This window comes from Spirosoma lacussanchae (assembly GCF_005870035.1).
GTDB classification, from domain to species: Bacteria; Bacteroidota; Bacteroidia; order Cytophagales; family Spirosomataceae; genus Spirosoma; species Spirosoma lacussanchae.
This window is the reverse complement of sequence record NZ_SWJG01000001.1, coordinates 1,363,587-1,377,919: the sequence shown is the minus strand read 5'-3', so window position 1 is coordinate 1,377,919 and position 14,333 is coordinate 1,363,587. Positions and strand designations below refer to the sequence as shown.

The following is a 14,333-nucleotide window of genomic DNA, read 5'->3' as shown; positions in this document are numbered from 1 at the left end:
GCAATACAACCGATTTATAGATCATGAAAAAGACAACGCTCATCGTCGTCGCAGCCATACTCGCCATAACCGGTCTGATTGGCTTCCGTCTGGCTTCCAACAAAAAGAAGATCGACGAGCAGAAAAAGCCTGCGGTCCTGACCAACGTGGCCATTCCGGTTACCGTAGCGCCGGTTGCCGAAGGTACCGTTAGCCAGCAACTCGTTAAAACGGGCAACCTGATTCCGTACAAGGAGGCCGACATCATTGCCACCACGGCCGGTAAAGTCACCAAAGTCAATTTCAACCTGGGTTCGTCGGTACGCGAAGGTGCCACCCTGGTTCAGTTCGACAACCGGCTCAAGGAGCTCTCGCTGGAGGCAACCCAACTTTCTATTGACCGGCTGAAGAAAGACGTGACGCGGTATAACACCCTGCTGGCCGGTAACGCTACCACCGAAATTCAGGTGAACGAAACCAAATACAACTACGAAAACGCCGTTAACCAGGCCGAGCAGATCAAAAAACAGATCGCCGATGCCAACGTGAAATCGCCCATCGGGGGTCGTATTGTCCAGAAAGACATCGAACCCGGCGAGTACATCACGGTTGGTAAAGTATTGGGACGCGTGCTGGACGTAGCCCGGCTGAAAGTGCAGGTACCCGTCAACGAAAGCGACGTATATCAGCTGCGCGAAGGACAGGCCGTCAACGTCTCGGCCGATGTGTTCCCGGGCCGGACCTTTAGGGGTCGTATTTCGTACATCGCTCCGCAGGGCACCGAAGAGCACAACTACCCGGTCGAGATTACCATCGACCAGGCCGGTAGCCTGAAAGCCGGTACGTTCGTTAATGTTGACTTCTCGCAGAAATCGGCGCAGAAAGCCCTGCAGATTCCGCGGTCGGCGCTGGTCGAAAGTATCAAGAACCCCTACGTCTACGTCGTTGCCGGTAACAAAGCCGTTCGGCGCACCATCCAGGTAGGTCGCGACTTTGGCGACACCATCGAAGTACTCAGCGGCCTCAACGCCGGCGAGCAGGTAGTTACGACGGGCCAGCTGAACCTCAGCGACGGCAAGCCGGTCCAAATCACCCAATAACCAACAGCTCTCATGTCTGTATCTGAAATAGCGGTTAAACGGCCCCTGCTGGTAACGACCATTTTTACGGTCCTGATCCTGTTCGGTGCCCTTAGTTACCAGCAGCTTTCCTACAACCTGCTGCCCAAGTTCGAAGCCAACGTCATCAGCGTGGTAACGACCTACCGGGGAGCCTCGGCCGACGAAGTAGAAACCAACGTAACCAAGCGGATTGAAGAAGCCCTGTCGGCGCTGGAAGGCCTCGACCGGATGACTTCAACCTCGCAGGAAGGCGCGTCGAGCGTGGTTATCCAGCTCAAGAACGGGGTCAACACCACCCTGGCCCAGCAGGACGCCCAGCGCAAGATCGAGCAGATTATCAACCTCCTGCCCGACCAGGCCGACCGCCCCATCCTGAATAAATTCTCGACCGACGAGATTCCCGTACTGCGAATGGGCGTTACGGCCGATATGTCGCCGACGGCCCTTTACGACCTGATCGACAACGACATTAAACCCCAGCTCTCGAACGTGGCCGGGGTGGGTCAGGTCAACGTCATCGGCGGCAACGAACGCGAAATCCAGGTCAACGTCAACACCGAAAAGCTGCGCGGCTACGGCCTCTCGATCGGTCAGGTGTCCCAGGCCATCAACGCAGCCAACGCCAGCTACCCGGCGGGTCAGCTCGAAACCCGGCAGTCGCAGTACTCGATTCGCTTCGACGCGTCGGTACAAACGGTGAAGCGCCTGCGCGACCTGATCATAGCCCAGCGCAATGACGGCAGCCAGGTGCTGCTGAAAGACGTAGCCGAAGTCGTTGACGCTACGACCAAACCGACGGCCATCAACCACATCAACGCCCGGCCTTCCATCGGTTTGCAGATTCAGAAGCAGTCAGACGCCAACGCCGTATCGGTGAGCCAGCAGGCGCAGGTTAAAATTGCGCAGCTGGAAAAGCAGTACAGCAAAGTAGGGCTCAAGTTCAACATCGCATCGGACCAGTCGATTTATACCCTGGCATCGGCCCACGCGGTTGTTGAGGACATGGGGCTGGCGGTGCTGATCGTATCGCTGGTGATGCTGCTGTTCCTGCACAGTTTCCGCTCGGCGCTGTTCGTCCTGGTGGCGCTGCCGTCGTCCATGATCCCGACCTTTGCGCTGATGTACATCATGGGCTTCTCGCTGAACCTGATGACGCTGATGGCCCTCTCGCTGGTGGTCGGTATCCTGGTCGATGACTCCATTGTGGTGCTGGAAAATATTAACCGACACCTCGAAATGGGGAAAGACAAACGACAGGCGGCCCTCGACGGCCGGAGCGAGATCGGCTTTACGGCGCTGGCCATTACCCTGGTCGACGTGGTGGTATTCGTACCGCTGGCTATGACCGGTGGCCTGATCGGGAACATTCTGCGCGAGTTTGCGCTGGTGGTCGTGTTCTCTACCCTGATGAGTCTGCTGGTGTCGTTCACCCTGACGCCCCTGCTGGCGTCGCGCTTCGGCAAAATCGAAGTGCTGAACCCCAAGTCCCTGTGGGGTAGCCTCAACCTGGGCTTCGAGCGCTTCCTCGACCGGCTCACCAGTGCCTACGGCCGCATCCTGGTGTGGGTACTGGGCCACAAACGGTACGTCTTCCTGGGCGTCATTGCGCTGCTGGTTGGCTCGATTGCGCTGGTCCCGGCCGGTTTCATTGGCGGTGCGTTCATGCCGCAGAGCGACCAGGCCGAAATGAGCGTACAGGTCGAGCTGACGCCAACGGCCTCCATCTACCAGACCAACGCCGTGGCGCAGCGGGCCGAGCAGATCATCATGAAGCACCCCGAAGTGACCAACGTGTTCACCAACGTGGGCTACAGCAGCAACGGCCTGGCCACGGCCTCCAACAGCAACCTTGCCGACATCAACGTGAAGCTGGTCGACAAGAAACAGCGGACGCTCTCGACCGAAGCCTTCGGGCAGATGCTGAAGCGGGAAGTCGGGCAGATTCCGGGGGTTAAAGTAACGGTCAGTCCGGTCGGTATTGTAGGAGCCTCGCAGGCACCGATCATGATTGCCGTCAAAGGCACCAACCTGGCCAACATCCGCCAGGCAGCTGAAATTGTTAAACAGGTCACCACCTCGGTACCCGGTACGCAGGACGTGAAATATTCGGTGAAAGATCCGAAGCCCGAAGTAACGGTCAACCTGAACCGCGAGCGAATGGCCCAGCTGGGTATCAACGCATCGGATGTTGGTATCGCGCTGCAAAACGCCTTCCGGGGTAACGATCAGTCGAAGTTCAAGCAGAACGGGAACGAGTACGACATCCTGGTCAGCCTCGACCAGTTTGACCGGACCCAGGCGCAGGACGTAAGCCGGCTGACGTTTGTCAACAACCAGGGCAACACCTTCGAGCTGTCGCAGTTTGCCACCGTTCAGGAGCAGGTAGGCGAAAGCGTCCTGGAGCGCATCGACCGGCTGTCGTCCATCACCATCAACGCCCAGGTAGTGGGCCGTCCGGTGGGTACGGTGGGGGCCGACATTCAGGCCAAAATGGCGCAACAGACCCTACCCGAGGGCGTAAGCATCCAGTACCTGGGGCAGCTGCAGCAGCAGTCCGACGCCTTCGGTAGTCTGGGTCTGGCGCTGATGATTGCCATTCTGCTGGTATACTTCATCATGGTAGCCCTGTACGAAAGCGTTGTTTACCCGTTTGTGGTCCTTTTCTCGATACCGGTGGCGCTGGTCGGTGCCCTGCTGGCGCTGGCGCTGACCATGGAAAGCCTGACGGTATTCTCGATTGTGGGGATGATTATGCTGCTCGGTCTGGTGGCCAAGAACGCCATCCTGATCGTTGACTTTGCCAACCAGCTGAAGGCCGAAGGGCACGACGTCATCGACGCCCTGATCGAAGCGGGTAAAGAGCGGCTTCGCCCGATTCTGATGACAACCCTGGCCATGATTCTGGGTATGCTACCTATTGCGCTGGCCAGTGGTGCCGGTGCCGAAACCAAGAACGGGATGGCCTGGGTCATCATCGGGGGGCTGACCTCGTCGCTGATCCTGACCCTGCTCGTGGTACCATCAATGTATCTGGTCGTTGACCGGATCATGGCCCGGTTCACGAAGAAGAAAGTCATCCCGAAAAAACCCCAGGAGCTGGAAGTCGCCAAAGCCATGGAGTAATCGACCAGAAGGCCTGCCGAGCGGCAGGCCTTCTGTATTTACAGTCGGTGCCGTTCGTACAGGGCCAGCCCGGTCTGGGTCAGCAGTCCCCGCACGAAGTGGTGCTTGATGGACAGTTCGGCGCCGGCATGGGGCACATCCCACTGACTTTGTTCGAGCCACAGCCAGGCCATGGTCGTCTCGTCCAGGTCGGTGCGGTACAGCCCCTGCCCGACCCCCGCCCGCAGGTTGGCCAGCAGAATGGTATTGATGTATTCGGTCCGGAACGACTGAAAGTAGGTCCAGATCGTCGGGTAATGCCGCTGGATGTCGCGCAGCAGGTTCGGGTTTACGGTCTGTTTGTACTGAATGAGCCGATCCCAGATCAGCAGCGCGCTCGCCATTGGGTTGGTCACCTGATCATGAATGGCGTTGGCTTCGTGCAGGCTCTCGTTCAGCTGGCTCTCCAGTATCTGCCTCACGAGGTCTTCCTTGCTGCCGAAATACTGATACACCGTCTTTTTAGAGATACCCAACTGCTGGGCTATATCCTCCAGCCGGATGGATTTCACCCCGAACTGGTTGAACAGCTGCCGGGTCTCCGTAATGATTCGCTCTTTCATGCTTCATTAACCCCCGCAACGGCCGAGAGTTATGCCAGGCCGTATACCGCGTACCCCTGCCCCCCCGCAGGGGTTATTCGGCGTATTGCTGGAGTGATTGCTGCAGGTAGGTTTTTAGCTGTACCACCAGATGAGGGGGCGAAAGAACCTTTACCGTCGGACCCAGTCGCGCCAGTTCGTACACCAGTTCTTTGTTGATAATTATTCGGAGCCGGATGCGACACTCAGACTCGGTGTCGCACAACACATCGTCTTCGGTAAACGGAAAAAACGGCTGCGCCCGGAAATAACGCCCCTGCTGCGGACTGAACGACAGCACCACCGCTTCCGGCTCCTTGTCTTCGTATACCGCTACCCCCAGCGAGTGCCGAAAATACCCGTCGGCATCGAAATTGGGGATAACCGTATCCGGTGCGGTTTCCGTTACGACCAGACTCCCGGCCACGATCCGATCCAGCCCAAACACCCGCAACAGCCCATAATCGACCTGATACCCAACCAGGTACCAGCGGTTCCGGTGCTCTTTGACCAGGTACGGAACTACCCGATGGGGACTCGGCGCCGGGGCGTCGAACTTCTGATGACTGAACGTCACCATCGTTTTATTCCGGATTGCCTGTAACAAGAGAGCGACATACTCACTTCCCCGACTGTAGGGCACCGACTCGAAATGCAGGTACTGCCGGTAATCGGCCGAGCCCGAAAACCGGAACCGCACCGCCTTCTCCAGCTTGTCGACCAGGCCTTCCAGATCGCGAAACATAGCCAGTTCCTTAAACTGATTCAGCGTAGCCACCGCCGTTTCGAGCGCAGCCAGTTCGTCGTTGCTGAACGGCAGCTGAATAGCCATATCGAAAGGCGTTTCGTAGCAATAGCCGCCCTCGCTGCGCCGGTACACAATGGGGGCGTTGTACTCCTCGCGCATGAATTGCAGATCTTCTTTCAGGGTGCGCTCCGAGACGCCACACAGCCGCATCAGCTCCTGCCTGGATACTGGTCGGCCGCCCCAGCGGTTGAGTCGGTCATTGATCTTCTGAAGTCGGTCAAGACGATTTTTTACGATTGGCATGGAAAAAAAATAGTTTCGTGCAGATAGATTGCCCGATGCTACAAGACCTTTGAACCGCTTACTAACATGAGCTTGTAACTGGTACAGCAAAGGCATAACATTACAGACATGTAAATCTAATCATTGATTCAGTGCCGGGTTAACCGTTTACTCAGTCGATGTGATTTCTATCCACCACCATGCAGTTTCGACTCGTTCTCCGCCCTACTGCCCGGCAAACCCTGGTTCCGTTCAATTACGCATATCGGCTCAGTGCGTTCATCTACGCCGTACTGGCCGAAGCCGATGAGCAGTATGCGCATTTTCTGCACAACCAGGGATATACGTATTCGAGTACCCGACGATTCAAGCTGTTCACCTTTTCGGACCTGATCATGCCCAATGCCCGCCTGGACGTACGCGCGGGCGGTATGTGGGTCAACTCACCCCATATCGAGTGGATCGTTAGCTTCTACGTCGACAAAGCCGCTCAGGATTTTATCATAGGGCTGTTTCAGGACCAGCGCTGTGTGATTGCCACGCCCCGGCACCGGGCTGAGTTTATCATTGAGCGGGTAGAGGCCGTACCGGTGGAGATAACAAGCGATACGGTTCGGTTACGGACGCTTTCGCCGGTAGTGATTGCGGAAAAAGATGAGCGGGGCATGGATCAGTACCTCCACCCGGCCGACGAGCAGTTTGGCCCCCTGCTGGTGTCGAATCTACTGGCTAAGCATGCCAGCGTACAAGCGGCTCTATCGACAGGCGACCTGACGGATTACGAACCGGAACCGGCTCCGCTCACCTACCGACTGCTGCCCAATCCGGGGCGGCAAGCGGCCCAGCCCAAATCAAGATTAGTCACGATTAAAGAAGGTGCGCGAGAAGAAACCAAAGTGCGCGGCTACTACGGCTTCCAGTTCGAGCTAAACGGCCCCAAGGAATTGCTGGAAATGGCCGTACTGGCCGGTGTAGGGCGGTATAACGCGGAAGGATTCGGGTGTGTGGGACTTACAGAAACCAAACCTACTTCTGGGGTGTCTGATTTTGTTTCGTCGCCATGAAGGCATTCCAGTCGAAATCCTTCAAAACTGTATTCATCACATAATCGGCTTTTGCCTTTGCCCCTTCTTCGGCTGTGTCAAACTTACGGCTAAGGGGGTGATTAGGTGGCAGTTTCCGCTCCGTTTTTTTAATTGTCGATGCCATGATATTGTTACTACAGAATTATGATGAATTTCAAAATAAGCACTTAGCAATGAAATGACAATATTTAAGGATTACACAGGCAGCGCTATGCTCAATAACGCGCTACAAACCATCGAAGCCCTAACTAATCAACATATTAGTACAGTTGATGCCGATACATTGCTTAAACTATTCAGGAATCCGTACAGTGATGGTTTACATACACTCATACGTTTGAATAAGCGACTCAAGAGCTATACGATGCTCTTCTCTAAAAATGGGCCGCTATTCAACGATAAGGAGTTTGGCGAAGCCATCTACAACCAACTCATTTCTGGTATTCTAGAAAATGTGGAGGGCGAGGGTCCATATACTTGCGAGTTGTCGGGCTTGAAGTTCAAAACAACGTTTGATGCTTTCTATGAACAGACGCTCCGTAAGGTAGGCTATCCAGTCAGCAAGATTAACGGCAAAGATAAAACCGTCAATCGTTGTTGGTTTCCGTTGTTGGGTGGGTTAGGCTCTGACGCACAGGCATTACCACAAGCCAAATATGCGCTTACCGTTCACCCTATTTGTTTGGCTATTATGCAGTTCCTGCCCTTGTCTGCGGTGCTTTATAAAGGTGGTATTCTGCTAGTTGACTCATCTAATTATGAATTATCGAGAATACTGATAGCTAAATATGCCGCCCATATTAAAGATAAAATAGGAACCGTATCTGCTAACGCGGTAGTAGATAATGTAAAAGACTTTTCAAAAGGAAATTACATTCTTGACATTTTAGATATTGTCGCTTTTAAAGAACAAGCCGATAAAACTACTGCTATTAATCTTTGGAGTTTTACCAATTCAGGTACCGGAGCGAGTTGTGAAATTGACCGCATCCCAAACCAACTAATCGTTAAGCTGCTCAAGCTGTACAGAAATCCTTCGCTACGGCCAACGCTGGAAGGGATTCTAAAGAATCCAAAAATTCAGTCAGACTTCCTGGAATGCCTTGAGGGGAATATTGACTTCTATGGGCTTTACCCCAACAAAAATTCAGATGGCGTTTCTATTCGATTCTATGAAGAATACCAACGTCTTGTCGGAAATGAGGATAAGTTAGAATATGCCAAATACATCGCTCATCTGTTGGGTAAAGGGGAGTGGAGTAAAGCTCAATATAAGTTTTTAGAAAAATCGGACGCTCCTAACAGCGATTATGCCCTGTACAAAAGTATGGTTTTTGAATCTATGGTAGGAGCAGCAAGTCGCAAAGAATGGCATTGGGCGCATCATATTTCAGTTCTCAATAATCCTGAAAGAATTCCTGTAGACGGTACCATTAGTCGTATGTATCGGATGGTGCATTTCTATTATCTAACGCTGTCTGCTGATGACGACGTAACAATGCCTCCTGTTCCAGATATAGCAAGCTCGCCTATCGGTCAGTCGATTAATCTGTTCTTTCATTTGATGGGTGAAGACAAGCGTAGCTACAGCAGTCGTTGGTTAGGAACCCGTTATCAAGAAGGCAATCCGTTACCCTTATTAATTCGAGAAAGCAGCCGGTTATATGAGTTTGAAACAGTTTATTCATTATTGTTCGACTCAGAAAATCGCCAAAACGCTTATGGGCTGCGGGATATTCTGCGGATATATCTAAACTATTACCGCAATGAGCCGACCCCTCGGTTAGTATTTCAACCGACAGAGCTGCTTCCTAAGCCCAGCGTTGAGCAGAGTTATTACATTAAAAACTTCCGACAATTCGTCGACGAATACATCCATTACTATCGTGATGGACGGAATAAAGGAAGATTGGATGAAGAAAAATTTCGTCAGCATGTGCTGGTTCCTATGCGTCGGGAAAGCTTTCAAATTGCTCAATGGATAGATTCCGTTAGTGAAAGTATGACTGAGCTGGAAAAGGAGCTGGAACAACCGTTTGCCCCCTCGATTCCTCCTGAAAAACTTTTGTACGACTATATGGGCAAATACAACCCATCGTTTACCCGATTTGCTATTGAGTACCTTTTAAATCAATTCTATCATCAATCATTGCTTTCTTTAACAACAGTTTAGTATGGCAACTCTTAACAACATTACCGGTGCGTTGGTCATCGATGGTACGGCCGCTTTTTTAAATGGGGCAGGTTTAGGCGCAGGCGAAGACCGCAACAAAGTAGTCCCAAAAGTATTTGAAGAAATGGTGAATGGCCGCCGTGAAAAAGTGCCTTACGTGTCGGCTCAGGCATGGAGAAGATGGCTCCGAAACACTTCAAATGAGGAAAATAACTGGACACCCAGCGAATTGCAGGCGATCGGCGTTTCAAAAAAAGGAACCACTAATAAAATTTCTACACAGCTTGATCCAATTGCTTTTCCGGAAGATGATTTATTCGGCTATATGCGTAGTGGGGGAAATGATAAATCAGGAGCGGGTGATGAAGAGGATGAAGATGAAGCACCTGCAAAAACTAAAGCGGAAAGTGTTCAGCGGACATCGCCGTTTAAATGCTCTGTCTTAAAGGGTATTCGTGGTAAGCGGACGTTAAACGTTGATGAGGGTTTTGTGCATCTCAAAGAAAATACACCATTGCCGTACTCAACGCAATTTTATGCGGCTCATCTTGAGGGATTCTTCAATCTCGAATACTACCGGCTTGGGCAATTTGACAACTTGGGTAGTAAACAGGAATTGGCCTCTGAGACGGTTAAGCAATATGCAGATCAGTTAACCTATAAACCTTTAGGTGCAAAAGGAACATTCAAACGCTTCACGCTACAAAATGCGGAACATTCACGCAAAGAGCGTGCGGCTGGTTTGCTACGTGGCTTGGCTTTTTTACGGGGTGGCGCAAAGCAAGCTGCATTCGGTGCAGATGTAAGCCCCAAAGTGTTGATTTTGGCTGGACTTGAATGTGCAAATCCAGTCTTTAATAATCTGTTTGAGGGTTCTGGCGAAATGCCTTCTTTGAAAATAAACGCTCTGAAACAGATCATTGACGATTACCAAAACAAACTGGCAACACCCGTCTATATTGGTATACGGGAAGGGTATCTACAGAATGAAGCTGAGGTTAAAGCTCTCTCAAACAATTCCACGATTGTTGTTGGCTCGCCTGTAAGCGTTGCTCAGGATTTTATAAAAGCTCACTTGACTACAACATCCAATGAATGAAGTGCTGGAAGTTCAATTTGATGGATGGACAGCAACCCCACGTTTGCCATTTGTCCTTTCAGGAAATGCGCTTTGCATGACGGTACCTTCTTACTCGTCGCTATTGGGGTTGATCGGTTGCTGTTTGGGACGTATTGTAACACATGATGAAGTACAGTTTGGATTTCATTATCAATACGTAACAGAAGCTAATGACTTAGAAACCCGCCAGCGGTTAGAGTTTGATGGCCGTAACGTAAAGCCACACGCCAAAGGGACGGATGCATACAAGCGGGAGTTTCATGTAGTAGCGGCAACTGACTCGACGGGAGATCTTCAACCTTGTTTGACTCTCTGGCTAAATCGCACAGATTGGATTGATTATTTCCGCTATCCAGTTGGAACACCTGCATTGGGACGCTCACAGGACTTACTACGAATCCGATTTGAATCGGTTCGAGTTGTCGCAGTTGAGGCTGTTACGCAGGCAAAAATTAGTGGATGCGCTTTACCATTTACACCAGGTATGCAGGTGGCCGGGCAGCTAGTGCAACTAGCCGACGCTTACGAAGAATACACGCGAGTGGGGGCAGGTCGAAAGCCGATCAATCCGCGTGTTTTCATTAATCTGGCAGCAGGTACTGGTCAAGAAATATCAATCGGTAATCTGTTCAGAACCAACGAAGGCAAAAGTTTCTATCTACACAACTGGCAATGATTTAAAATGGATTTCAGCGTTTACAAAGCCAAAAGTGATGACCTAACGTTTGCCCTCTGCATGACGCTTGAGGAACATACGCGACGGGTAGTTCGAGCGGGCATTGAATTAGTTAACCGGTTGCCTTTTACTGAAGACGAGCGTAACAAGTGGCTAAAAAAAGCTATTCGTTGTGCTGTATGGCATGACATCGGCAAATTGCACAAGAGCTTTCAAGCGAATCTGAAAAAGGGAACAACGGTTGTAAGTATTCGCCACGAACTCATCTCACTTTGGTTTTGTGAGCAGTTCTTGAATCTTCCTATTGACGAATTATTTGCCATTGCTACGCATCACAAAGGGATCGTTTCAGATGGTTTCAAGAAACTTTCTCTTTACGAGATAGGAGCTGATTTAGCCTGTCATCTATCCGACGACCCTGAATTGGTAAAGAATGCTGAAGAGATCGTTAAGGCATGGGGTACGCTTTTCAACGATGTTTCACCAATAACAAATAATGTTTCTCCTAAAGACGCCTATTCGGATGAAATTCAATTTCTTCTAATGAATGATAAGCAGCAATCACAGCCGACAGATAGGTTACAACTAGCTCGTATGCGTGGATTGCTGATGGCTGCTGATCATATCGGTTCTGCAAAGACAGAAAGCGATTTGCCAGTATGGAAACGACTTGAGTTGACAGATTTTTACCCCACTACCCTAAACAACAAAAACAAAATCGTTCGAGTACCTTTTCGACCATTTCAGGAGCGGATGCAGCGTTATATAGGCGACGTTATTTTACACGCGCCAACGGGTTCGGGGAAAACGGAAGCAGCATTAAGTTGGGTGTATGCCAATCAGACGGAAAATGCCAGACTGTTTTACTTGTTGCCGTATACTGCCAGTATCAATGCTATGGTACGTAGACTTAAGGGCGTTTATGGGAAAGAACGTGTAACAGCTCTTCACAGCAAAGCCCTTGATTTTTTCTATGAGGAAGCAATCAATGAAACGAACAATTTTCAACAAAGCGAAGAGATTGCTCGAAATAAACGGTCTGCTTCCCGTGAATTATTCTATCCTGTCAAAGTTGCTACGTTGCATCAGGTATTGAAACATGCGCTACATGGTAAAGGATGGGATATGAGTCTATTCGACTACCAAAACGCACTGTTTATCATTGACGAATTCCATACGTACGATGCACACCTAACAGGGATGATGCTGGCAACGCTAAAGTGGCTTAAGCGGTTTTGCAACGCTAAAATTCTGTTGATGTCGGCAACCATTCCCAAGTTTCTACTTGATCGAATTGTCAATGAACTGTTTGATGGTGATACATCGAGAATTCTTCGCCCAAATCCAGGTAATCCAGCCGATGCAGATATATTAAAACGTATTCGCCATAAATTGATTTGCCAACCTAAGAAAACAGTTATTGATTCAACTGAGCAGATTACACAGATACTAGAGGAAGGAAAGAAAACTGTACTGATTATTGTCAACAACGTTAGTACTTGTCAGAAACTGAGTCAAACCTTTGATAAATTTAATCCCAAACTATTGCACGGTGGATTTCATCGCAAAGACCGTAAAGAGATTGAAAAGAGTATTACTGCAGACGACAGAAAGGAGCGTCCTCGATTATTAATTGCTACACAGGCCGTAGAGGTTAGTTTAGATATTGATTATGATGTTGCGTTTATTGAGAATGCTCCGATTGACGCGCTAATTCAACGATTTGGCCGAGTCAACCGAGCTGGCAAGCGTAAAAAACCATCCGAAATATACCTTTTTGAACTTAGCATTGGCAATACTAAACGGATATACGACCAAGCTATCGTAGATGAAACATGGCGTGTTCTGTTGAAACTGGATGGACAAGAGCTATCTGAGCAACATTTGGTCGATGCCTGCGATGAAGTCTATGAAAAGGGCTATACCGAAGAACAAGAGCGAAATTTCCAAATTGGTTTTAATCACGAACGTATCGTCAATTTTGAAAGCACATTTCATGCGGGTGATTGGGCAGATTGGGTTGAGGACGTTATTGATAAGACTAATCTAAAGATTGATATTCTGTGCGAAAATCTAAGGTCTGAATTCGAAGCTAAAAGGAAGGAAGGTAAGTACATTGAAGCCAGCCAGCTTTTGGTGCAGGCTTATCCGTGGGAGTGCCCTAAAGAGCATCAAATCAAATTGGAAGACAAGCAGAATACGCTGGTGGCAACTAATCTTGAGTATACTAAAGGAGTTGGTTATCAACGAATAGAGCGTTCACCTGATTTCCATTTCCTGTAGAATCTATGGCTCACGCCAACGCAACTCTTATCAACTATTACCACCTATGCCACCGGAAGATGTGGCTGCACGCGCACCAAATCCGTATGGAACACACGTCCGAAGCGGTGACCGAAGGAAAACAGCTTCACGAACACGCCTACCCCCAACGCGCCGAACGATACCGCGAAATCACGATTGATGGCTCTAAGATCGATTTCTACGACCCGTATGACAAAGTGGTACATGAGATCAAGAAGTCGGACAAGCTGGAGCATTCGCACGTAGCCCAGGTACAGTTTTATCTTTATCTGCTCCGTAAAAATGGCATCGACGGAGCAACCGGATTGATCGAGTACCCCAAGCCGCGGCAGACACAGACCGTCCGGCTCGAAGCCGAGGATATCCCGGTAGTGGAAGAGTGGATTCGAGATATTGAACGGATCGTGGATAGTGAGCAGTGTCCGGGTCGGATCAGCAAATCGAAATGCCGGGCGTGCAGTTACTTTGATTTCTGCTATGTCGAAGAATCCAGTCAATAAAATCGGACAGCCGAAGCGGAGCAATAGCCACCGCCCAGCTGTTCGTTCTGTTCTCTACCCAGTATGAAATATCCTCGTCAACTGTCGGCTGGTGCAAACAACGCGGTCATTGCTGTATCGGAAACCGAAGTAGCTAAGCTCTTTACGAGTGATACGCGCTCCGATATTGGTTCAGAAGCCGAAAAGATGAAGTTCGCCAACACAATTAATGATTTGGTGGTCAGGTTTATCCGACTCGATTATAGTGAAGAACTACAGGCCGAAATGCTGGTCATGGAGCGTATTCGTCCGTTTGACTACCGGGCTTACGAAATTGAACGTTGGGAATTATGGTATGATGTGTTTGCCGATGATTTGACGGCCTTACATCAGGCGGGGTTTGTTCATCAAGATTTAAAGCCGAGACGTCGGCCCGGGCTTTCTGATCTGGGCGGCCTGGCGTTTGATAATATTCTGCTCACCGAACACGGCCTACGGCTGATCGATGTAGGCATATCGGCCTTGAAAGAGCAGGTAGGCGAGCGGATTTTTGCCAGATATCTGGACGTTGAACAAACCGAACTGGTACAGTTTCGGAATTATTTTTTGAACGGATAAGGCCG

General features: G+C 50.2%; 11 protein-coding genes. 9 read left to right on the top strand and 2 right to left on the bottom strand.

Features of this window, described 5'->3' with window-relative positions:
- The first annotated feature begins 23 nt into the window (after positions 1–23).
- Together FBR45_RS05700 and FBR45_RS05695 are read left to right on the top strand one after the other, a co-directional pair.
- Positions 24–1,079 carry an efflux RND transporter periplasmic adaptor subunit gene (locus FBR45_RS05700; protein ID WP_138500150.1) on the top strand — a complete coding sequence of 352 codons (1,056 nt, stop codon included), beginning with the start codon at positions 24–26 and terminating at the stop codon, positions 1,077–1,079.
- A gap of 12 nt (positions 1,080–1,091) precedes the next feature.
- Positions 1,092–4,223, top strand: coding sequence for an efflux RND transporter permease subunit (locus tag FBR45_RS05695; protein ID WP_138500148.1), 3,132 nt, complete (start codon positions 1,092–1,094; stop codon positions 4,221–4,223).
- Positions 4,224–4,261: 38 nt separating this feature from the next.
- Here FBR45_RS05695 and FBR45_RS05690 read toward each other — a convergent pair whose 3' ends face one another.
- Together FBR45_RS05690 and FBR45_RS05685 are read right to left on the bottom strand one after the other, a co-directional pair.
- Entirely contained in the window at positions 4,262–4,825 is a 564-nt protein-coding gene (locus FBR45_RS05690) for a TetR/AcrR family transcriptional regulator (RefSeq protein ID WP_138500146.1), read from the bottom strand.
- Positions 4,826–4,898: 73 nt separating this feature from the next.
- Positions 4,899–5,894 carry a helix-turn-helix transcriptional regulator gene (locus tag FBR45_RS05685; RefSeq protein ID WP_171044840.1) on the bottom strand — a complete coding sequence of 332 codons (996 nt, stop codon included), beginning with the start codon at positions 5,892–5,894 and terminating at the stop codon, positions 4,899–4,901.
- A 179-nt stretch (positions 5,895–6,073) separates the two neighbouring features.
- Here FBR45_RS05685 and cas6 point away from each other — a divergent pair, with 179 nt between their 5' ends.
- The 7 genes from cas6 (at position 6,074) to FBR45_RS05650 (ending at position 14,328) form a co-directional block, all read left to right on the top strand.
- Positions 6,074–6,937 (top strand): CRISPR-associated endoribonuclease Cas6, encoded by an 864-nt coding sequence (gene cas6 / locus FBR45_RS05680; RefSeq protein WP_138500141.1) that lies wholly within the window; start codon positions 6,074–6,076, stop codon positions 6,935–6,937.
- Positions 6,938–7,295: 358 nt separating this feature from the next.
- The gene (locus FBR45_RS05675; protein ID WP_138500139.1) at positions 7,296–9,131 is read left to right on the top strand and encodes a hypothetical protein; all 1,836 of its coding nucleotides are present in this window, start codon (positions 7,296–7,298) and stop codon (positions 9,129–9,131) included.
- A gap of 1 nt (position 9,132) precedes the next feature.
- The gene (locus tag FBR45_RS05670; RefSeq protein WP_138500138.1) at positions 9,133–10,230 is read left to right on the top strand and encodes a DevR family CRISPR-associated autoregulator; all 1,098 of its coding nucleotides are present in this window, start codon (positions 9,133–9,135) and stop codon (positions 10,228–10,230) included.
- Entirely contained in the window at positions 10,223–10,927 is a 705-nt protein-coding gene (locus FBR45_RS05665) for a CRISPR-associated protein Cas5 (protein WP_138500136.1), read from the top strand. The genes FBR45_RS05670 and FBR45_RS05665 overlap by 8 nt, the downstream gene beginning before the upstream one ends.
- Before the next feature lie 6 nt (positions 10,928–10,933).
- Positions 10,934–13,210: a CRISPR-associated helicase Cas3' gene (cas3, locus tag FBR45_RS05660; RefSeq protein ID WP_138500134.1), complete on the top strand. Its 2,277-nt coding sequence runs from the start codon at positions 10,934–10,936 to the stop codon at positions 13,208–13,210.
- 5 nt (positions 13,211–13,215) lie between these two features.
- Complete coding sequence (gene cas4, locus FBR45_RS05655) at positions 13,216–13,731, top strand: CRISPR-associated protein Cas4 (protein ID WP_138500132.1); 516 nt, start codon at positions 13,216–13,218, stop codon at positions 13,729–13,731.
- A gap of 63 nt (positions 13,732–13,794) precedes the next feature.
- The gene (locus FBR45_RS05650) at positions 13,795–14,328 is read left to right on the top strand and encodes a serine/threonine-protein kinase (protein ID WP_138500130.1); all 534 of its coding nucleotides are present in this window, start codon (positions 13,795–13,797) and stop codon (positions 14,326–14,328) included.
- Positions 14,329–14,333 lie beyond the last annotated feature (5 nt).